18 protein-coding genes are annotated in these 20,848 nt (G+C 70.5%); 11 read left to right on the plus strand and 7 right to left on the minus strand.

Annotated features, from left to right (window positions below):
- Position 1: 1 nt before the first annotated feature.
- The 4 genes from OVA17_RS12655 (at position 2) to typA (ending at position 6,864) form a co-directional block, all read left to right on the plus strand.
- Positions 2–925, plus strand: a complete 924-nt coding sequence (locus OVA17_RS12655) for an ABC transporter permease (RefSeq protein ID WP_103210907.1) — start codon at positions 2–4, stop codon at positions 923–925.
- Positions 926–941: 16 nt separating this feature from the next.
- Positions 942–3,110, plus strand: a complete 2,169-nt coding sequence (locus OVA17_RS12660) for an ABC transporter ATP-binding protein (RefSeq protein ID WP_267789397.1) — start codon at positions 942–944, stop codon at positions 3,108–3,110.
- A gap of 4 nt (positions 3,111–3,114) precedes the next feature.
- Positions 3,115–4,794: an ABC transporter family substrate-binding protein gene (locus OVA17_RS12665; RefSeq protein WP_267786901.1), complete on the plus strand. Its 1,680-nt coding sequence runs from the start codon at positions 3,115–3,117 to the stop codon at positions 4,792–4,794.
- A gap of 156 nt (positions 4,795–4,950) precedes the next feature.
- On the plus strand, positions 4,951–6,864 hold the full coding sequence (typA, locus tag OVA17_RS12670) for a translational GTPase TypA (protein WP_210074354.1): 1,914 nt from the start codon (positions 4,951–4,953) through the stop codon (positions 6,862–6,864).
- Positions 6,865–7,175: 311 nt separating this feature from the next.
- Here typA and OVA17_RS12675 read toward each other — a convergent pair whose 3' ends face one another.
- Positions 7,176–7,727, minus strand: coding sequence for a helix-turn-helix domain-containing protein (locus OVA17_RS12675; RefSeq protein ID WP_267786902.1), 552 nt, complete (start codon positions 7,725–7,727; stop codon positions 7,176–7,178).
- Between the two features lie 65 nt (positions 7,728–7,792).
- Between OVA17_RS12675 and OVA17_RS12680 the strand changes: the two genes are divergently transcribed.
- Genes OVA17_RS12680 through dapC form a run of 5 tightly spaced genes read left to right on the plus strand, consistent with a single transcriptional unit; the run spans position 7,793 to position 10,745 of the window.
- The gene (locus tag OVA17_RS12680; protein ID WP_267786904.1) at positions 7,793–8,509 is read left to right on the plus strand and encodes an AzlC family ABC transporter permease; all 717 of its coding nucleotides are present in this window, start codon (positions 7,793–7,795) and stop codon (positions 8,507–8,509) included.
- Positions 8,506–8,820: an AzlD domain-containing protein gene (locus tag OVA17_RS12685; protein ID WP_210074358.1), complete on the plus strand. Its 315-nt coding sequence runs from the start codon at positions 8,506–8,508 to the stop codon at positions 8,818–8,820. The genes OVA17_RS12680 and OVA17_RS12685 overlap by 4 nt, the downstream gene beginning before the upstream one ends.
- Before the next feature lie 45 nt (positions 8,821–8,865).
- Entirely contained in the window at positions 8,866–9,264 is a 399-nt protein-coding gene (locus tag OVA17_RS12690) for a DUF6113 family protein (protein WP_210074360.1), read from the plus strand.
- A gap of 53 nt (positions 9,265–9,317) precedes the next feature.
- On the plus strand, positions 9,318–9,638 hold the full coding sequence (gene fdxA / locus OVA17_RS12695; protein ID WP_013586172.1) for a ferredoxin: 321 nt from the start codon (positions 9,318–9,320) through the stop codon (positions 9,636–9,638).
- Positions 9,639–9,641: 3 nt separating this feature from the next.
- The gene (dapC, locus tag OVA17_RS12700) at positions 9,642–10,745 is read left to right on the plus strand and encodes a succinyldiaminopimelate transaminase (RefSeq protein ID WP_267786911.1); all 1,104 of its coding nucleotides are present in this window, start codon (positions 9,642–9,644) and stop codon (positions 10,743–10,745) included.
- 1 nt (position 10,746) lies between these two features.
- On the opposite strand, the gene OVA17_RS12705 is transcribed toward dapC, so the two are convergent.
- The 6 genes from OVA17_RS12705 to OVA17_RS12730 are packed head-to-tail and all read right to left on the minus strand — an operon-like array spanning position 10,747 to position 18,102.
- Positions 10,747–12,480, minus strand: coding sequence for an ABC transporter ATP-binding protein (locus OVA17_RS12705; RefSeq protein WP_267786912.1), 1,734 nt, complete (start codon positions 12,478–12,480; stop codon positions 10,747–10,749).
- Entirely contained in the window at positions 12,477–14,045 is a 1,569-nt protein-coding gene (locus OVA17_RS12710; protein ID WP_267786913.1) for an ABC transporter transmembrane domain-containing protein, read from the minus strand. Before OVA17_RS12710 ends, OVA17_RS12705 begins: the two co-directional genes overlap by 4 nt.
- A gap of 50 nt (positions 14,046–14,095) precedes the next feature.
- Entirely contained in the window at positions 14,096–14,899 is an 804-nt protein-coding gene (locus OVA17_RS12715; RefSeq protein ID WP_210074368.1) for an ABC transporter ATP-binding protein, read from the minus strand.
- The gene (locus tag OVA17_RS12720; RefSeq protein WP_267786914.1) at positions 14,896–15,987 is read right to left on the minus strand and encodes a FecCD family ABC transporter permease; all 1,092 of its coding nucleotides are present in this window, start codon (positions 15,985–15,987) and stop codon (positions 14,896–14,898) included. The genes OVA17_RS12715 and OVA17_RS12720 overlap by 4 nt, the downstream gene beginning before the upstream one ends.
- The gene (locus tag OVA17_RS12725) at positions 15,984–17,039 is read right to left on the minus strand and encodes a FecCD family ABC transporter permease (RefSeq protein ID WP_210074372.1); all 1,056 of its coding nucleotides are present in this window, start codon (positions 17,037–17,039) and stop codon (positions 15,984–15,986) included. The genes OVA17_RS12720 and OVA17_RS12725 overlap by 4 nt, the downstream gene beginning before the upstream one ends.
- Positions 17,040–17,046: 7 nt before the next feature.
- On the minus strand, positions 17,047–18,102 hold the full coding sequence (locus tag OVA17_RS12730) for an ABC transporter substrate-binding protein (protein ID WP_267786917.1): 1,056 nt from the start codon (positions 18,100–18,102) through the stop codon (positions 17,047–17,049).
- Positions 18,103–18,289: 187 nt separating this feature from the next.
- Here OVA17_RS12730 and OVA17_RS12735 point away from each other — a divergent pair, with 187 nt between their 5' ends.
- Together OVA17_RS12735 and OVA17_RS12740 are read left to right on the plus strand one after the other, a co-directional pair.
- Positions 18,290–19,021: a helix-turn-helix transcriptional regulator gene (locus tag OVA17_RS12735; protein ID WP_267786919.1), complete on the plus strand. Its 732-nt coding sequence runs from the start codon at positions 18,290–18,292 to the stop codon at positions 19,019–19,021.
- A gap of 343 nt (positions 19,022–19,364) precedes the next feature.
- Entirely contained in the window at positions 19,365–20,660 is a 1,296-nt protein-coding gene (locus tag OVA17_RS12740) for a citrate synthase (protein WP_115918874.1), read from the plus strand.
- The last annotated feature ends 188 nt before the right edge of the window (positions 20,661–20,848 follow it).

The following is a 20,848-nucleotide window of genomic DNA, read 5'->3' on the forward strand; positions in this document are numbered from 1 at the left end:
CATGACCATGCAGGAAGAGGCCCTCGACGGATCGCTCGTCGCCACCAGCCCTGTCACCCGCGACCGCAAGCCGCTCTCGCGCGGAGCGCTCGTCCGCTCGCGCCTGCGCAAGATGCCGCGCTTCTGGGTGGGGGCGAGCATCCTCGTCTTCATCGTGCTCTGGGCCTTCGTCGGCCCGCTGCTGTACCCCTACGACGCGACCCAGCGCGATTTCCTCAACGTCGGTCTCGGGCCCACCCAACTGCACTGGTTCGGCACCAACGGCATCGGTCAGGACATCTACGCCCAAACCCTCGTGGGTCTGCAGAAGTCGCTCATCATCGGCGCCCTCGCCGGTATCGGCGCCACGCTGATCGCGGCGGCCGTGGGTTCGCTCGCCGGCTACCTCGGCGGCAAGATCGACGCGGTCATCGGGTGGCTCATCCACCTTCTGCTCGTCATCCCGTCGTTCTTCATCCTCGTGCTGCTGAGCCCGCTGACACGCGGCCTGTCGTGGCTGGCGCTGACGTTCTTCCTCGCGGTGTTCAGCTGGATGATCCTCGCCCAGGTCGTGCGCAACCAGACGCGGTCGCTGCGCAACCGCGATTTCGTCCGCGCGGCGCGCTACATGGGCATGCCGACCCGGCAGATCCTGGGCCGCCACATCATTCCCAACATCGCGTCGCTGCTCATCATCGACGCGACCCTCGGCATCGTCTCGGCCATCATGGCCGAGACCTCGCTCAGCTACTTCGGCTTCGGCGTCCAGGCGCCTGACGTCTCGCTCGGCACACTGCTCGCGTCGGGCACGTCGGCCGCGGTGACCCGCCCGTGGCTGTTCGTGTACCCCGCCGGCGTGCTGATCGTGCTGCTCCTGGCCATCAGCCTCATCGGCGACGCCCTGCGCGACGCCATCGACCCCACCTCGGGAGCGAACCGTGACTGACACCCGATCCGCCACCATGCTGTCCTCGACCGGCTGCTCGCCGCTGCTGTCGGTCCGCGACCTCAGCGTCACTTTCCCGCAGCGTGACGGCGCTCCGGTCCGTGCGGTCCGCGGCATCTCGTACGACGTGCACGAGGGCGAGTTCCTCGGAATCGTGGGGGAGTCCGGCTCCGGGAAGAGCGTGTCGTCGCTCGCCGTGATGGGGCTGCTGCCCTCGAACGCGCAGGTCGAGGGCGACATCCTCTACGATGGGCGCTCCCTGCTCGGGATGAACGACGGGCAGCTGTCGAAGATCCGCGGCGCCGAGCTGGCGATGGTCTTCCAGGACCCCCTGTCGGCACTGACCCCGGTCTACACGGTCGGCGACCAGATCTCCGAGGGACTCCGTCTGCACGATCGCGCTCTGAGCGCCCAGGCGGCGCAGGCTCGCAGCGTCGAGCTGCTCAAGCTCGTCGGCATCCCGGATGCCGAGCGTCGGGCCCGCGCGTACCCCCACGAGTTCTCGGGCGGTATGCGTCAACGCGCGATGATCGCCATGGCGATCGCGAACGACCCGCGCGTGATCATCGCCGACGAGCCGACCACGGCTCTCGACGTCACCATTCAGGCGCAGATCCTCGAGGTGCTGCAGAAGGCCCGGGAGGTGACGGGCGCCGCCGTGGTGCTCATCACGCACGACCTGGGCGTCGTCGCCGGTCACGCCGACCGTGTCGCGGTCATGTACGCCGGCAAGCTCGTCGAGCGAGGGACGGTCGACGAGATCTTCCACGATCCGCACATGCCGTACACGGTGGGCCTGCTGCGCTCGGTGCCGAACATGCAGACCGCGGGTTCGCACAGACTGGTCCCGCTCGAGGGGCGCCCGCCGTCCCTCGCCGCCCTCCCGAAGGGGTGCCCGTTCGCCGCGCGCTGCCCGATCGCGATCGACGCGTGCCACGACATCGAGCCCGTCCTGGAGGTCCACGGGACGGTGCCCGACCATGTCGCGGCGTGCATCCGCTCCGGTGAGATCGCCTCCGGCGCCCTTGCGCGGCCCGATATCTTCCCGCGACCCGAGGCGCTGGGTGAGATCCCGCCGCTGCGCCCCGACGTGACCCCCGCCGTCGAGGTCACCAACCTCGTAAAGCATTTCCCGCTCATGAAGGGCTCGGTCTTCCCTCGTCGCGTCGGCACGGTCCGCGCCGTCGACGGCATCTCGTTCTCGATCCAACCGGGTCGCACGATGGGCCTGGTGGGGGAGTCGGGCTGCGGCAAGACCACCACGATCCTCGAGATCATGGAGATGGTCGCCCCGCAGAGCGGCAGCATCCACATCAACGGCACCGACGTCGCCACGGTCAACCGCAGAGACAAGGCGGTGCTGCGCAAGGGGATCCAGATCGTCTTCCAGGATCCGATGGGCGCGATCGACCCGCGCCTGCCGGTCGGCGAGGTCATCACCGAACCGCTGCTGGTGCAGGGCGTCCCGCGTGCCGAACGCGATCGCAAGATGCGGGAGCTGCTCGACCTCGTGGGGCTCGACCCGAACATGTCCGACCGCTATCCGCACGAGTTCTCGGGCGGGCAGCGTCAGCGCATCGGCATCGCGCGGGCTCTGGCGACCGACCCCGCGGTCGTCGTCCTCGACGAGCCGGTCTCGGCGCTCGACGTGTCGATCCAGGCCGGTGTGATCAACCTGCTCGAAGACCTGAAGGAGCGACTCGGGCTCTCGTTCTTGTTCGTCGCGCACGACCTCGCGGTGGTGCGTCAGATCGCGGACGACGTCTCGGTCATGTACCTCGGACGCATCGTCGAGCAGGGCCCCGTCGACGAGGTGTTCGACGACCCCCGGCATCCGTACACCAAGGCCCTCATCTCGGCGGCTCCCATCCCGGATCCGCGCATCGAGCGTGCGCGTACGCGCATCCTGCTCGACGGCGACCTTCCGAGTCCCACGCAGGAGATCTCGGGATGCCGCTTCCGCACGCGGTGCCCGCTCTACCGCCTGCTGCCCGACGCGGACCGGCGCCGGTGCGACAACGACGACCCGGGCTTGCGCACCCAGGCGCACTCCCAGGTGGCGTGCCACTACGCCGAACGATCCGACCTCGTCCTCGAGACGGTGTCGGTCGGATCCCCCCGAACGTCCCCGACCGACGGCACCACGTCGGCGGGGGCCCTTCCCGATCACCAACGAGAGGATTGATCACATGAGAATGCGTAAAGCGAAGGCTCTCAGCGCTCTCGCGCTGCTGAGCGCCGCGGCCCTGGCGATCGCCGGGTGCGCGCCGGGCAACACGGCGGCCCCTTCGGCCAACCCCGAAGACCAGAACTCCCTGCCCTCGACCGCGTGGGTTCGCGCCGACGCCTCCGACGTCAAGGACGGCGGCACGCTCACTCTCGCGGTCGATTCCATGCCCGTGAACTGGAACAACTTCCAGATCGACGGCAACGAGGTCAACACCAACAACATCGTCGCCGCGATGCAGGGTGGCCCCATCCGGATCGGCGAGGACGGCAAGCCCGTCGTCGACAAGAACTACGCGTCCTCCGTCGAGCTGACCAGCACCGACCCCCAGAAGGTCGAGATCAAGCTCAACCCGGATGCCAAGTGGGAAGACGGCACGCCCATCACCGTCGCTGATTACCAGGCCACCTGGAAGGCCAACAACGGCAGCAACCCTGCGTACGTCGTCATCTCGACGACCGGCTGGGACCAGATCTCCTCCGTCGAGCAGGGCACCGACCAGTTCGACGTCGTCATCACCTTCTCGTCGGTGTTCGCCGACTGGCAGAGCCTGTTCGGCCAGGTGCTGCCCGCGAGCGTCGCCAACGACCCGAACACCTTCAACACCGGGTACCTCACCAAGGCGCTCCCGTCCTCGGGCCCCTTCAAGCTCGCGAGCTTCGACTCGACGGCCGGTGTCGCGACGCTCGAGCCAAACCCCAACTGGTGGGGTGACAAGCCCAAGCTCGACTCGGTCGTCTTCCGTGCCGTGAGCCAGAGCCAGCAGGGCACCTCGTTCAGCAACGGTGAGATCGACGCGCTGAACATCAGCTCCAACGCCGACCTGTACCAGACGGCCCAGAACGTCCCGGGCGCCGAGATCCAGGCGTCCAACGGTCTGACCTGGACGCACATCACCATGCGCGCCTCGAGCGGACCGCTCGCCGACGTCAACGTCCGCAAGGCCGTGGCATCCATCGTCAACCGCGGACAGATCGCGAACAACGCGAACTCGCCGGTGGGCGTCCCCGCCATCACCCAGGGCAGCTACATCTTCATGCCCGGCCAGGACGGCTACACCGACGACTCCCTGCCGTACGACGTCGACGCGGGTACCAAGTACCTCGAGGCCGCCGGCTACACCAAGGACGGCGACTCCTGGAAGAAGGACGGCACCGCCCTGTCGTTCAAGGTGACGGTTCCGGCCGACACCACGACGAACATCCAGCGCGCCGAGCAGATCCAGGCGGACCTGGCCGAGGTCGGTATCCCCGTCGAGCTCGTCTCGGTCCCCGTCGGCAGCTACTTCTCGGACTACATCATCAAGGGCGACTTCGAGATGGTGACGTTCTCGTGGCAGGGCACCGCGTACCCGATCTCGTCGACCCGGTCGCTGTTCACCCCGGTCGACTCGGCGCAGAACTACACCGGTATCGCCGACCCGCGTCTGGACGCCCTGTGGGCCAAGGCCAACGCGGAGCTCGACCCCGACGCGCGCCTGCAGACCGCCCAGGAGATCGACAAGGTGCTCTGGGAGTCCGTGCCGATCATCCCGATCGCGCCGCTGCCGAACGTCTACGCCGTCAAGCAGGGCCTCGTGAACTGGGGCGCGACCCAGTTCGAGACCATCGACTGGACCATCGTGGGCTTCGCCAACTCGTGATCCGTTGACCGAGAGGGGCGGGATCCCGCGGGATCCCGCCCCTTTTTCACGCCGCCGCGCTTCCTGAACGTCTCCTGCCCGGGAGTGTCGTAGGCGCCCGGTAGACTAGGCAGGCCCGATTCCGGGCATCACCCCGAATTTTCCTGGAGACCCTCCATGGCGCACGCCCTTCGTCCTGACCTCCGTAACGTCGCGATCGTCGCGCACGTCGACCACGGCAAGACGACCCTCGTCGACGCCATGCTCCGCCAGACCGGCTCGTTCGGCGACCACGCGCACGTCGAAGAGCGCGCGATGGACTCGAACGATCTCGAGCGCGAAAAGGGCATCACGATCCTCGCCAAGAACACGGCGATCACGTACAACGGCATCCACTCGGACGTGCCGGTGACGATCAACGTCATCGACACCCCCGGTCACGCCGACTTCGGCGGCGAGGTCGAGCGCGGTCTGTCCATGGTCGACGGCGTCGTGCTGCTCGTCGACGCGTCCGAGGGCCCGCTGCCCCAGACGCGCTTCGTGCTGCGCAAGGCTCTCGAGGCGAAGCTCCCCGTGATCCTGCTGGTCAACAAGACCGATCGCCCCGACGCGCGCATCGCCGAGGTCGAAGAAGAGGCGCACGACCTCCTGCTCGGCCTCGCGTCCGATCTCGTCGACGACGTGCCCGACCTCGATGTCGACGCCCTGCTCGACGTGCCGGTCGTGTACGCCTCCGGCCGCGCGGGCGCCGCTTCGCTCAACCGCCCCGACAACGGGTCGCTGCCCGACAACGACGACCTCGAGCCCCTGTTCGCCGCGATCCTCGAGCACGTCCCGGCTCCGGCCTTCGACGACGAGGCGCCCCTGCAGGCCTGGGTCACCAACCTCGACTCCTCGCCGTTCCTCGGCCGCCTCGCGCTGCTGCGCGTCTTCAACGGCACGCTGAAGAAGGGGCAGACCGTGGCCTGGGTGCGCGCCGACGGCACCACCAGCAATGCTCGTGTCACCGAGCTGCTCAAGACCCGCGCCCTCGAGCGCTACCCCGCCGAAGACGCCGGCCCCGGCGACATCGTCGCCATCGCCGGATTCCCCGACATCACCATCGGCGAGACCATCGCCGACCCCGAAGACGTCCGCCCGCTGAAGGCGATCACGGTCGACGACCCGGCCATCTCCATGACCATCGGCACCAACACCTCGCCCCTCATGGGCAAGGTCAAGGGCCACAAGCTCACCGCGCGCATGGTCAAGGACCGCCTCGACCGCGAGCTCATCGGTAACGTCTCGCTCAAGGTCGTCGACATCGGACGCCCCGATGCGTGGGAGGTCCAGGGTCGCGGCGAGCTCGCGCTGGCCATCCTCGTCGAGAACATGCGCCGCGAGGGCTTCGAGCTCACGGTCGGCAAGCCGCAGGTGGTCACCAAGCGCGGTGAAGACGGCAAGCTCAAGGAGCCCTTCGAGCACCTGACCATCGATGCGCCCGAAGAGCACCTCGGCGCCATCACGCAGCTCATGGCCGCCCGTAAGGGCCGCATGGACAACATGACCAACCACGGCACCGGCTGGGTGCGCATGGAGTTCGTCGTCCCCTCGCGCGGTCTCATCGGCTTCCGCAGCGAGTTCCTCACGATCACCCGCGGTACCGGTATCGCCAACGCCATCTCGCACGGCTACGACGACTGGGCGGGTTCGATCACCACCCGTCAGAACGGCTCGATCGTGGCCGACCGCATGGGTGTCGTGACCCCCTTCGCGATGATCGCTCTGCAGGAGCGCATGAGCTTCTTCGTGCAGCCCACCGAAGAGGTCTACGAGGGCATGGTCATCGGCGAGAACTCCCGCGCCGACGACATGGACGTCAACATCACCAAAGAGAAGAAGCTGACGAACATGCGTTCGTCGACCTCCGACTCCTTCGAATCGATGACGCCCCCGCGCCTGCTGACGCTGGAGGAGTCGCTCGAGTTCGCGCGCGACGACGAATGCGTCGAGGTCACGCCCGAGAAGGTGCGCATCCGCAAGGTCGTGCTCGACGCGACCGAGCGCGGCCGCACCGCCTCGCGCCTGAAGCGTCAGGATGCCAACGCCTGAGCGATCCCGCTCGCGAACGGCCCCGCCCAGCCCCGTGCTGAGCGGGGCCGTTCGGCTTTTTCCGCCCGTTGAGTGTCCAGAACACCCGGACCGGTCTGAACTCCGTCTCGGGTGTCTTGGACACTCGACCGGCTGCCGACGGTGCCGTCGCGTCATGACGGGAACGTGACGGCGCCGGACGTGCGAGCGCGCCGTCGGTGCCGGGCGACGACCGACGTCGAGTGTTCAGAAGGCGCCGTGCCGGGGTGCGATGGCTCGGCATGTCATGGACACTCGATCGGGATGCCGGCCCCGGCCCCGGGCGATGGCCGTCAGCGCGACTCGACGACGCACACGGCGCTCATGCCGGGTGTGAGCGCCTCGAAGACGTGCGGGGAGTCGCCTGCGTACGAGAGGTAGTCGCCGGGGGAGAGCTCATAGGGGGCATCGGCGGGGCCGACGAGGCCGCGACCCGACACCATGACGAGGTGCTCGACCGTCCCCCGGGGGTGAGGGTCGGATCGGCGGGGCTGTCCGGGCTCGGCGGAGAGCAGGTAGATGTCGCGGCGCGCGTGCGGCGGACTCGCCGACAGCAGCACGGCGACGTACTCCGATGCCGAGGACGCCACGGCGGTTCCCTCTTCTCCGGCGCGGATCAGGGTGGGGGAGTGCGCGCCCTCATCGACGAGGTCGGCGAAGGTGATCCCGAGAGCGGAGGCCAGGGCCCAGAGCGTTTCGACACTCGGGTTCCCGCCGCCGTTCTCGAGCTGTGACACGGTCGCTTTGGCGACTCCGGCGCGCCGCGCCAGCTCGGACACGCTGAGATCGCGTCTCTCCCGCTCGCGTCGCAGGCTCGCGGCGATGCGGTTGCTCAGATCGCTCATGTGTTCATTATCGCTGCCGATCGTTCGATTTGACGAACACGCCACTATCGTTCACGATGATGCTCATGCGTTCGTTCTACCGAACACCCGAGGGGGTGGCGACCCGGCAAGGGCTCGCGGTCGCCCTCGCCACGAGTGCCTACGGCATCTCGTTCGGGGCCCTGTCCGTGGCATCCGGTCTCGACATCTGGCAGACCTGCGTGCTGAGCCTGCTGATGTTCACGGGGGGATCGCAGTTCGCCTTCGTCGGCGTCGTCGCCGCCGGGGGAGCGGCCGCCGCCCCCGCGGCCATCGCCTCCTCGGCCCTGCTGGGCGTTCGCAACGCGGCGTACGCGATGCGCATGGCTCCGGTCGTCGCGGGTGGGTTCTGGCGCAAGCTGTCGGCGACGCACTTCACGATCGACGAGTCGGTGGCCGTCGGCCTCGCCCAGGATGCACCCCGCGCACGCCAGGCCGGCTTCTGGGTGACGGGGATCGCGATCTGGGTCGGGTGGAATCTCTCGACCCTGCTGGGAGCGCTTCTCGGCGACGTGCTCGGCGACCCGCGCTCCTACGGTCTCGACGCCGCCGCGGCGGCCGCGTTCCTCGCCCTGCTCTGGCCGCGCCTGCGCGGACGACAGCCCCTGGCCGTCGCGGCGGGAGCGGCGGTCGTCGCGGCGCTGCTCACGCCCTGGCTCATGCCGGGCATCCCGGTGATCGCTGCGGCCGGAGTCGCCGTCGCGGTGGGCCTGTTCGACCCGCGGGCCGCGAAGGCGTCGACGGGAGAGGAGCGGATGCCATGACCCTGTGGACCGCGGTGCTCCTGGCATCCGTCATCTGCGTCGCGCTCAAGGCGATCGGGTACCTGCTTCCGGCGCACTGGCTCGACTCTCCCCGTCCGGCCCGCGTCGCGGACCTCCTCACCGTCGCCCTGCTCGCGGCGCTCGTGATGGTGCAGACGCTGGGGGCGGGGGCCGCCGTCGTGGTCGATGCGCGGCTCCCGGCCGTCGGTGTCGCCGCGCTGCTGCTGTGGGCGCGTGCGCCGTTCCTCGTCGTGGTGGCCGCCGCCGCCGTCACCGCCGCGCTGCTGCGGCTCTGGGGGTGGGCGGCGTGAGGGGGCTCGCGCTGCGCGCATAGCCGTCCCGCCTAGACTCGGGCGGTGACTTCCACGATTCTTCGCGTCGTCGGCTGGGTGGTGGCCCTGCTCGTCGGAGCCTTCTACGGAGCCGCCGGTACCGTCGGCCAGGCCTTCCTCGTCGGCCCGGTGCCGGTCGGTCTGATCCTCGCGACGATCGGCAGCGCCGCGCTGCTCATCGCCTTGCGTACCCTCACCGGCGACCGCGTCAACGCCCTCGCCGGCGGGCTCGGCATCACCGCCGCGACCTATCTCTTCTCGCAGGTGGGCCCGGGCGGCTCCGCGATCGTGGCGGCGCCCACGGCGGGCACGGAATGGATTCCGCTGGTGTGGACGGTCGTCGGCCCCGCCCTGATGGTGCTCGTGGCGTTGTGGCCCGACTTCTCCAAGCTCCAGACCCCCGCGCGTCCGGTCGAATCTTAGGCCCGAGGGCCCGTCGGCGGAGGCGATCGCCTCGGCGCGATTAGACTGGGCGGGTGACTTACGTGATCGCCCTCCCGTGTGTCGATGTCAAAGACCGCGCCTGCATCGATGAGTGTCCCGTCGACTGCATCTACGAGGGTGAACGATCGCTCTACATCCACCCCGACGAGTGCGTCGACTGCGGTGCGTGCGAGCCGGTCTGCCCCGTTGAAGCCATCTACTACGAGGACGACCTCCCCGAAGAGTGGTCCGACTACTACAAGGCCAACGTCGAGTTCTTCGATGACATCGGATCGCCCGGTGGAGCGGCCAAGGTCGGCGTGATCGCCAAGGACCACCCCGTCATCACCGCGCTGCCCCCGCAGAGCCACTGAGCCGTGGGCGTCGCCGACCTCGCCGACTACCCGTGGGACGCCGTCGCCCCCTACGCGGAGCGCGCGCGGCGACACCCCGACGGCATCGTGGATCTGTCGATCGGCTCGCCCGTCGATCCGACCCCCGTCGTGATCGCCGAGGCCCTGGCCGACGCGACCGATGCGCACGCCTACCCGGCCACCGCGGGCACTCCGGCGCTGCGTGAGGCGATCGCCGACTGGTACGAGCGCCGCCGCGGCGTTCCGGGTCTGAGCGCGGTGAACGTCCTGCCGACCGTGGGCTCGAAAGAGCTCGTGGCCCTGCTGCCGCTGCTTCTGGGCCTCGGCCCGGGCGATGCCGTCGTGCACCCCCGAGCGGCCTACCCCACCTACGAGGTCGGCGCGCGTCTCGTCGGCGCCGAGCCCGTGGCATCCGACGATCCCTCCGAGTGGCCCGCCCACACGCGTCTGGTCTGGATCAACTCGCCGGGCAACCCCGACGGCCGCGTCCTGTCGACGGACGAGCTTCGGGATGCCGTGACCCGGGCGCGCGAGATCGGTGCCGTCCTGGCCTCCGACGAGTGCTACGCCGAGCTCGGCTGGGATGCCCCGTGGGACGCGCAGCCCGTCCCGAGCGTTCTCGATCCGGCCGTCGTGGACGGCGATCTCACGGATGTGCTCTCGGTCTACTCGCTGAGCAAACAGTCGAATCTCGCCGGGTATCGTGCGGCGTTCCTGGCCGGTGACGCCGCTCTCGTGGCGCGTCTGCTGAACGGGCGGAAGCACCTCGGTCTCATGCCGCCCGCGCCCGTGCAGCGCGCGATGACCGTCGCTCTCGGCGACGATGCGCACGTGGCAGAGCAGCGCGAACGCTACGCTCGCCGTCGGGCGGTCCTCAAGCCCGCCGTCGAGGCCGCCGGCTTCACCATCGACCGCAGCGAGGGTGGCCTGTACCTGTGGGCGACCGAGGGGCGCGACGCCTGGGAGAGCGTGGACCGACTCGCCGACCTCGGCATCCTGGTCGGTCCCGGGCACTTCTACGGCGCGCACTTCCCGAACCACGTGCGCTTCTCGCTGACGGCGACAGACGAGCGCATCGCCGCCGCGGCCGAGCGCTTGACTCCCTGATTCAGCTCGAGCGGTTCCACGCCTCCCAGAGGCGCGCGTAGGGGCCGTCGGCCTCGCGCAGTTCGTCGTGCGTGCCCTCTTCGCGGATGCGGCCGGCCTCGAGCAGCACGACGCGGTCGGCGCGGGCGGCCTGGCTGAGCCGGTGCGCGACGACGAGGGCGGTGCGTCCCTCCACGATCGCGAGCGCGGCATCCTCGAGTCGGCCCGCCTCGGCCGATCCGGCCTCGGCCGTCGCCTCGTCGAGCACGACGACGGCGGGGTCGCTCAACGACACGCGCGCGAGGGCGATCAGCTGTGCCTCGGCGGGCGAGAGCGGGGTGCCCGAGGCGCCGACGGGTTCGTCCAGCCCCCGGGCGAGGCGCGCCACGAGGCCGCCCGCGCCCACGCGCCGCAGCGCCTCGACGAGATCGTCGTCGCCCGCGTCGGGGGCGGCCAGGGTGAGGTTCTCGCGCAGGTCGGTGTCGAAGACGTGCACGTCCTGCGTGACGAGGGCCACCCTGCCGGGGCGACGCACCCTGCCCGCGACCGGATCGTGGACACCCGCGGCGATGGCCGCAAGCGTGGACTTGCCGGTCCCTGAGGCGCCGACCACGGCCACGGTGGTGCCCGAGGCGACGCGCACCGACACGTCGTGCAGCACCGGGTGACCACTTTCGTAGGCGTGCGTGATGCCCTGCAGCACGAGGTCGTCGTCTGCTGCGGTGCCGCGGTCCGGCCGCTCGTCGTCGCGGCGCGCGACGGGCGCGTTCTGCGCCCCGGCGCGGATCACGCCGACGATGCGCGAAAGCGAGGCGAGGGCCGACTGCAGGTCGTCGACGACGAACAGGAGCTGGTTGATCGGCCCGAACAGGCGCAGGAAAAGCAGCATTGCCGCGGTCGTGCCGCCGATCGTTCCCGCCCCGTTCGCCACCAGGACGAAGCCGGCGACGAGCAGCCCGGCCATGCCGAGGAACTCGGCCGCGTTCAGGCGCGCGAAGAACAGGTTCTGGATGCCGCGCGCGCGCATGCTCCACCGCACGACCGCCCAGGACGCCGTCGAGATGCGCGACAGGTGGGCGGATTCCGTGCGGTAGGCGCGTACGGTCTCGAGTCCCCGGAGCGCGTCGAGCAGGTGCTGAGCGCGATCGGACATGGCGGCGCGTTCGGCCGCGTACACCGCGGGCGCAGCGCGCAGGTACCGGCGCACGGCGAAGACGTGCAGGGGCGTCACCACGACGAGCGCGACGGCGTACCACGGGTCGATGGCGGCCATGCCGACGAGCGTCACCACGATCGTGAAGGCGGACCCGACCAGCGCCGGCACGACCTGCGGGATCGCGTCCGAGACCTCCGCGACGTCGTCTCCGGCCCGGGCGACGAGATCTCCGGTGCCCGCGCGTTCGATGCGCGCCGGCGGCAGGTGCAGGGCGGTGTCGACCATGCGCTCGCGCAGGGAGGCGAGGGCGTGCTCGAACAGCCGCGAGGCCGATACCGCCCCGACGGCGGTGAGCACCGACGCCAGCACGACGGCACCGGCCATCACCGCCGCGAGCGTCCAGGCCAGTCCCGGATCATCGCCACCCGCGCCGATCGCATCGACGACCGCGCCGAGCGCGAGCGGACCGACGACGCCGGCGGCCGCGGCGGCGAGCACGACGACGAAGAGTGCGGGCAGTCGCCACCAGCCCCGGGGGAACGCGCGCCACATCTCTCGCGCGACCGCCCCGGCGGGGGCGAGGGGCAGCGGAACGCTCACGCGTCGTCTCCTTCGGCGACGTGCACGACGCGATCGGCGACGGCGGCGAATGCGGGCGCGCGAGTGACGACGAGGGTGCGACGGTGGCGACGAGACGCGTGCACCCCTTCGGCGATGCGCGCCTCGGTGACGGCGTCGACCGCGGTCGTCGGGTCGTGCAGCACGAGCAGATCGGGGTCGTGTGCGAGTGCCCGGGCCAGAGCGACGCGTTGACGTTGGCCCCCCGAGAGTGCCGTGCCGTTCTCGCCGACGCGACTGTCGAGCCCCTGGGGAAGGATTCCGGCGAGATCGTCGCACGCGGCCGCGCGCAGAGCGGCCGCCAGGGTCTCGGCATCCGCTCCCGGCGGGGCGACGTTCTCGGCCACGGTTCCGGCGAACAGGTGCGCCACGTGCGGGGCGTGGAGGGCATCCGGATGCCGTGCGCGCAGGGCAGCGGCGACCGCCACGGACCGTTCGCCGGCGCACGCGACGACGACGAACTCGCCCGGGCGAACGGCGAGGTCGTCAGCGAGGTCGTCGGTGGGCGAACCGGCCGCGAGCAGGCTCTGTTCGGCCGGGCGCGCGGGCGCGCGGGACGCTTCGACGCCCTCGACGTCGGGTTCGGTGTCGCGGAGCACGTCGAGCAGGCGTGCCGCGGACGCCGTCGACGAGGCCCACCACGCCCCGGTGTACAGCGCCAGCACCCGGAGCGGGTCGATGAGGAACTGCGCGAGGCCCACGACCGCGACGAAGGCGCCGACGCTCAGCGATCCCGACAGTGCGAGGACGGCCGCGCAGACGGCGATCGCGGTGAGGAACAGGCCCGTCACGATGCTCATCGCCCCGCCGAACACGCCCTCGGCCCGTCGGGCGCGCACGGTGTCGGCCAGAGCGGTCCGGCTGGCCTGTCGGTAGCGGCGCGCGGCCTCGGCCTCGGCGCCGATACCGCGGATGACACGGTAGCCGCTGAGCAGGTCGGCCGCCCGGCCGGCGGCGGCGGCCGCGGCCCGCTGCTCGGCGCCGCTGCGGTCGCGCAGGGTCCGGCCCGCACGCTCGGTGAGCCACAGCAGCAACGGAGCGCCCACGAGCACGGCCAGCCCGAGGGGCCACGACAGGGTGAGCAGCACCGCGCCGCCGAAGAGCACCGCGGCCAGCTGACCGACCGGGTACACGCCGATGGACACGGCCTCCGAAAGACGATTCGCATCCGAGGTGGCGAGCGAGAGGGCGACGCCCGGCTGCTCCGAGGGGCGGCCCGCGCGTGGCGCCCGCCGCATCAGATGAGCGGCGACCGTCGTGCGCAGGCGATGCTGCACCGCGAGCGTGCCGAGCTCGGCCAGTCGCGAACCGAAGCGCCACGAGAACGACAGCATCAGGAAGTCGGCCGCCAGCAGGCCGAGCCATAGCACCAGCTGCAGCGGATCGCCGGTGGCGACCGCTCGCTCGATGGCGAGACCCATGATGACGGGGACGAGGGCCTCGCCCACCTGATGCGTGATCGACAGCGCGGCGGCGGGAACCGAGTAGCGGGGAGCAGCCCGCACCACCCGCCACGTCAGCCCGCGTGGCGTGGTCCGATCGGTCACGGGCAGTGCACGCGTGGGAATCGGCTCCGTAGGCGCCTGAAGCAGCATCCTCATCGCGGCGCCGTTCGATCCCGTCCGAGGGCGGACACGGCGGGCGACCCCGAGACGGGATCGGGGGTGACCACGCAGCGCAGCCCGAAGACCTCCTCGACCATCTCTGCCGTCACGACCTCGGCCGGGGCGCCCTCGGCGACGACGCATCCGTCTTTCACGGCGATGAGATGGGTGCCGTAGCGGGCCGCCTGGTTGAGGTCGTGGAGCACCGCGACGAGGGTGCGCCCCTGGGCGTTGAGATCGGTGAGCAGTTCCATCAGCTCGATCTGGTGCGCGATGTCGAGGAACGTCGTGGGTTCGTCGAGCAGCAGGATGGGCGTCTGCTGGGCCAGGGCCATGGCGATCCAGACGCGCTGGCGCTGGCCGCCGGAGAGTTCCGACACGAGCCGCCCCGACAGATCGGCCGTGCCCGTGGCATCCATCGCCTCGGTCACCGCCGCTTCGTCGTCGATCGACCACTGCCGCAAGAACCCCTGGTGCGGATGCCGTCCGCGGGCGACGAGGTCGATGACCGTTATGCCGTCGGGGGCGAGCGAGGTCTGCGGCAGCAGACCCACCGCGCGCGCCAGCTCCTTCGGCTGGTACTCGCCCAGCGGCCGGTCGTCGAGGCGCACCACGCCCGCGGTCGGCGCGAGCAGGCGGGCGAGCGCGCGCAGCAGGGTCGATTTGCCGCTGGCGTTCGCCCCCACGATCACGGTGAACGATCCGTCGGGGATGGCGATCGATAGGTTCTCGGAGATCACCCGCCGGTCGTAGCCGATCGTGAGGCCCTGGGCGGTGAGGCGGGCGGGAGCGGTCATGCGCGTCTCCGGGTTTCGTGGATGAGGAGCCAGACGAGGTAGAGCCCGCCGACGACGACCGTGACCAGGCCCACGGGCAGGGGAATGGGCAGCACGTGCTGGGCGACGATGTCGGACGCGAGCAGCACGACCGCCCCGACGAGCGCCGATGGTGCGAGAGCGATGCCCGCGGTGCGGGTCAGACGGAGGGCGATCTGCGGGGCGGCCAACGCCACGAAGGCGATCGGACCGGCGGACGCGGTGACCGCGGCGGTGAGTGCGACGGCGCAGACGACCAGCCCCAGCCTCGATTTCTCGACCCGGATGCCGAGTGCCCGGGCGGCATCGTCGCCGAGCTCGAGGCGCGACAGAGCACGGGAGAACAGCCCCAGCGCAGCGCACGCGGCGACGATGACCCCGGTGGCGGGCAGCACCTGAGACCAGCCGACCGGCGAGAGCGAACCCGCGCCCCACACCGCGGCGATCATCGCGACCTCGACCTTCGCGCGCAGCAGCAGGTACGTGCTGAGCGCCTGCAGCATGGCGGAGACACCGATGCCCACCACGATCAGACGGAAACCCTGGATGCCGCGGCGGTACGCGAGCGCGTAGACGAGAGCAGCCGCGACGAGACCGCCGCCGATCGCGCCTCCCGACACCGCGACAGTGCCGGCACCGGCCCCGACCAGGAGGATGACGCTGAGCCCGCCGGCGTACGAGCCCGCGGACAGACCGATGACGTCGGGGCTGGCCAGCGGATTGCGGGTGAGCGACTGGAACACCGCGCCCGAGACGCCCAGGGCGGCACCGAAGATCAGGGCCGCGAGCACGCGCGGCAGACGCCACTCGCGCACGACGGTGGCGGTGAAGCCGCCGTCGATCCCGAGCAGGGCGCCGACCACCTGGCCGGGGGTGAGCGCCAGGTCGCCCAGGCACAGGGCGAGGATCGCCAGCGCGAGGGCGACCGCGGCGATGGCGCCGCCGACCGCGAGGGTGCGCACGCGCAGGCGCAGCGACAGCAGCCCGTGGCGCACGACGACGGTGCGGGGGCCGCCCGCGAGACCGCGACCTGCTTCCGGCCGATTGGAGCCGGGGGAGAGGGCGGTCACAGGCTGCTCGCCTTCGCGCGCCGGACGAGCGCGATGAGCACGGGCGCGCCCACGAACGCGGTGACGATGCCCACGGGAACCTCGCTCGGCCACAGCACCACCCGCCCGATCACATCGGAGAGCAGCAGCACGGTGGGGGCGATGACCATCGTGTACGGCAGGATCCAGCGCTGGTCGGGGCCGACGATCCAGCGCGCGACGTGCGGGGCCATGAGCCCGACGAAGGCGATGGGGCCGGCGATCGCGGTCGCCGACCCGGCGAGCACGGTGATCGCGACGACCGACAGCACGCGCGTGCGCACGAGGCGCGTGCCGAGGGAGGCGGCCAGGTCGTCGCCGAGGCCCAGGGCGTTCAGCGACCGCGCGCACGCGAGGGCAACGACGACGCCGGTTCCGACGAAGGGCAGCACGGGAACGATGACGTCCCAGCCGCGCTCCACGAACGACCCGGCGCTCCAGCCGCGCAGTCGCGCGAAGGTCACCGGATCCAGCAGCATCATCGCGCTGGTGATCCCCATCAGGACGGCTCCGACGGCCACACCGGCCAGGGTCAGGCGCACCGGGTCGGGCCCGCCGCGTCCGACACCGCCGATCGCGTACACCGTCACCGTGACCAGCAGTGCGCCTCCGAAAGCCCACGGTAGGAACTGCAGTGCCGTCACGGCCCCCAGCACGACGCCGACGGCGACGAACAGGGCTGCTCCGGCATCCACCCCCAGGATGCCGGGATCGCCCAGCGGATTGCGGGTGAAGGCCTGGATCAGGGCGCCGGCGAGGCCCAGGGCCACTCCGGCGACGATCGCGGCGATCGTGCGCGGCAGGCGCAGGTCGAGCACGATCTGATCGCCGACACCGCCGTCGGGGCTGGTCAGCGCGTGCCATATCTCGGTGGGGCCGAGCGCGTTCGAGCCGACCGCGATGCTCAGGCCCGCCGCTAGGGCGAGCGCCAGCACGGCGATGACGAGACCGGCGGCCCGCCGACGCCGTGGGAGCGAGGGGAGGCGGTCGCGCCGCGCGCTGGGGCGCGACGCGACCGACGGCGAGGGTGTCACCGGAGGATCAGCCCTCGACGCTCTGCGGCGAGGTCCCCGCGACGGCCTTTTCGAGGCGCGGCACGAGCTCGTCGAGAGCGTACTTCTGGCTCAGCGGGGTGAGGAAGTAGATGGCTCCGGCCAGCTCCGCGTCGGTGTACACGGCTCGGCCGCCGGCGACCGCGCTCAACGAGCGGGTCGTGCCGAAGTCGAGCAGCGCGGGCAGCGACTCGGCGCTCTCGGTGGCGAAGACGATGACGTCGGCGTCGATGAGCGACATGTTCTCACCCGAGATGAGCGCCTGCGCGCCCTTCTGCTGCACGTACTTGTCGAGCCCCGGCGTGATCACGAAGCCCAGATCGGTGAGGAAATCGGTGTTCAAGCCGTCGGGGTAGACGTAGATGCTGCCCTGCCACGGGCCGCCCTGCGAGAACGACGCGGTCTTGCCCGCGAACTCGGGGTGCGCCGCGGCGGCTGCCGCGTACTTCTCTTCGATTCCGGTGATCAGGCTCTCGCCCTCGGCGCTGCGCCCCATCGCCTGCGCGATCTGACGGGTCTGTCCCTTCCAGTCCGAGAAGTAGCCCTCGGTGCCGGCGACGCTCGCGATCGTGGGGGCGATGGCGCTGAGCTTGGTGTAGTCGTCGGCGGTCAGCTTGGCGTTCGTGCCGACGATGAGATCGGGCTCGAGAGAGGCGATCTTCTCGAACTCGAGGCCGTCGGTCGCGGAGAGCACGGTGGGCTCGGCGCCGTTGAGCAGATCCGTGGCCCAGGGCCAGACGGCATAGGGCTGTTCGCCGTACCACTCGGTCGTGGCGACCGGGGGCGTGCCGAGCTCGAGCAGGACGTCCTGCTCAGTCAGGCCGACCACGACGACACGTTGCGGCTCGGCTGTGACGGTCGTCTCGCCGAACTGGTGGGTGACCGTCACGGGGAAGGTGTCGCTCGGCTGTGTCGAGTAGGTGGCGTTACGGGCGCCGGCCTCGGCAGTGCTGCCACAGCCGGCGAGCAGGGCCGCGGCGACGGCGAGGACGGAGCCCAGTGCGGCGAGGCGCACGGGGCGGGAGCGATGGCGGGGAGCAGGCATGCGGACTCTCGGGTCGATGGGACGGGCGCCGCTAGGTTAGCCTTGCCTTACCTTGGCCGCCATCGTCGTGAGGAGACATTCGGTGCTGGATCACGACACCGTGATGTCGCGTAGCGAACATCCCGGATCGACGGATGCCATATCCGAGGCCACCCATAGTCGCCACTGGACATCGGCGGAATTCGCGGTGATCTCGACGTCGGTCAGTGCCGGCGCCGGTTTCGACCCGCACCGCCACGAGGAGGATCAGCTCGCCTGGATGGCGTCCGGCTCCATGGAGGTCTCGGTCGGGGCCGACCGCTGGCACCTGCGCCGCGACCACCAGGTCTGGATCCCCGCCGGCGTCCTCCACGAGATGCGCTTCACCGAGCCGGGGGAACTCGTCAGCGCCTACGTCGACCAGCGTCACCGGCCCGCGCGCACGGGGTGGGAGCGCGCCCGGGTGCTCGCCCTCGACCCGCTCGGCGGCGCCCTGCTGAGCCACCTCGCCGCGGGCGATCGTGCAGAGGGGCGCCGCCAGTCGTGCTTCGCGATCCTGAGCGACCTCGTCGCCGAGGCTCCCGTCGCGCGCGAGGTCGTCGCGCTGCCGCAGGACCCGCGGGCACGGGCCGTTGCCGTCGCCCTGCTGGACCGGCCCGACGACGAGCGCGACCTGGACGCCTGGGCGGCCGAGGTGGGTGTGAGCGCCAGAACCGTCGCGCGGGCCTTCGTCGCCGACACCGGGCGCACCTTCCGCGAGTGGCGCGTGCGCGCGCGCCTGCACGCCGCCGTGGGTCTTCTGCTGCAGGGAGAACCGGTGCACGTCGTGGCCCCCGCGGTCGGATACGACTCGGTCAGCAGTTTCATCTCGGCGTTCCGCCGTCGTTTCGGGGTGACTCCGGCCGTCTACGCCGGGCGATCGCGCGAGATGCCCGACTGAGACGGGACCGAGAGCGGCGACGTCACGCCGAGAATCGCTCGAGATGTTCACCCCGTCGGATGCCGGGCAGTCGCGGCTCCCGCGCGACGACGTCGATCACGGGTCGTCGTCCTTCATCGCCGTCGTGGCGACGGTCTCGGCCGAGGAGGGCAACCTCCTCAGGCGGTGTCATCCGTACGTCGGTGGGCCTACTAGGCTGTAAAAGCCTTGTGCTCGGGTGACCCTCCGGGCGAAGGCCGACCAGGATGACACCCCCGTGGCATCCATCGGTCGAGAAGATCGCGGGGTGCCGCAAGCCCCCGCGTTCGACCACACGGGCGACCAGAAATCGCAAGGAGGCGCGGTGAGCGACGCGGGCACGCAGCAGGACAAGGCCACTCTCACGGTAGGGGGCACCACCGCCGAATTCCCGGTCCTGCGAGGCACCGACGGCGTTCCGAGCATCGACATCGCGTCGCTGACGAAGCAGACCGGTCACACCACGCTCGACTATGGTTTCGTCAACACGGCGTCGACCAAGTCCGACATCACCTACATCGACGGTGACCAGGGCATCCTCCGCTACCGCGGCTACCCGATCGAGCAGCTGGCGAAGAACAGCACCTACCTCGAGGTCGCGTGGCTGCTCATCTACGGCGAGCTGCCGTCGGCATCCGAGCTGGCGTCCTTCGACGAGCGCATCCGCCGTCACACGCTGCTGCACGAAGACCTCAAGAGCCTGTTCTCGGCTCTGCCCCCGACGGCGCACCCCATGTCGGTGCTGTCGGCCGCGACGGCCGCGCTCTCGACCTACTACGAGGCAGAGTCCGACCCGCACAACCCCGAGCACGTTGAGCTCAACACGGTGCGCATGCTCGCGAAGCTCCCCGTGATCGCGGCCTACGCGCACAAGAAGAGCATCGGTCAGGCCTTCCTCTACCCCGACAACTCGCTCGGCTTCGTCGACAACTTCCTCAAGCTGAACTTCGGCGTGCACAGCGAGCCCTTCGAGGCCAACCCCGTCATGACGAAGGCCCTCGACCTATTGCTTATGCTCCACGAGGACCACGAGCAGAACGCGTCGACCTCGACCGTGCGCCTCGTCGGCTCGACAGGGGCCAACCAGTTCGCTTCGATCTCGGCCGGTATCCAGGCGCTCTCGGGTCCCCTGCACGGCGGCGCGAACGAAGCCGTGCTGCAGATGCTCGCGCGCATCCGCGACTCGGGCGAGAGCGTCGAGCGCTTCGTCGAGCGGGTGAAGAACAAGGAGCAGGGCGTCAAGCTCATGGGCTTCGGTCACCGCGTCTACAAGAACTACGACCCGCGCGCCAAGCTCGTCAAGGAGTCGGCCGACGAGGTGCTCGAGGCCCTCGGCGTCAGCGACCCGTTGCTCGACCTCGCCAAAGAGCTCGAGCAGATCGCTCTCGAGGACGACTACTTCAAGGAGCGTCGCCTCTACCCGAACGTCGACTTCTACACCGGCGTGATCTACAAGGCGATGGGGTTCCCCACGCGCATGTTCACCGTGCTGTTCGCGATCGGACGCCTGCCCGGCTGGCTCGCGCAGTGGCGCGAGGCCATTACCGACCCGCAGACCAAGATCGGTCGCCCGCAGCAGCTGTACACGGGTGCCGCCGAGCGGAACTATCCCGGCGTCTGACCGAATCCGAAACGCCCCGTCCCTCTCGCGAGGGGCGGGGCGTTTCGCCGTGCGCGGGGCGAGCGCCAAGGGCGCGGCGCTGCGCGCGGCGGGTTCCGCGGGTGCGGCGCTGGGCCTCGTGGGCCCTGGTGGGTAGGGCGCTGCGCGCGGCGGGCACGTCGGTGGGTTCGGCTGCACGCATAAACGCT

The sequence above is a fragment of the Microbacterium sp. SL75 genome (genome assembly GCF_026625865.1).
Lineage (GTDB): Bacteria > Actinomycetota > Actinomycetes > Actinomycetales > Microbacteriaceae > Microbacterium.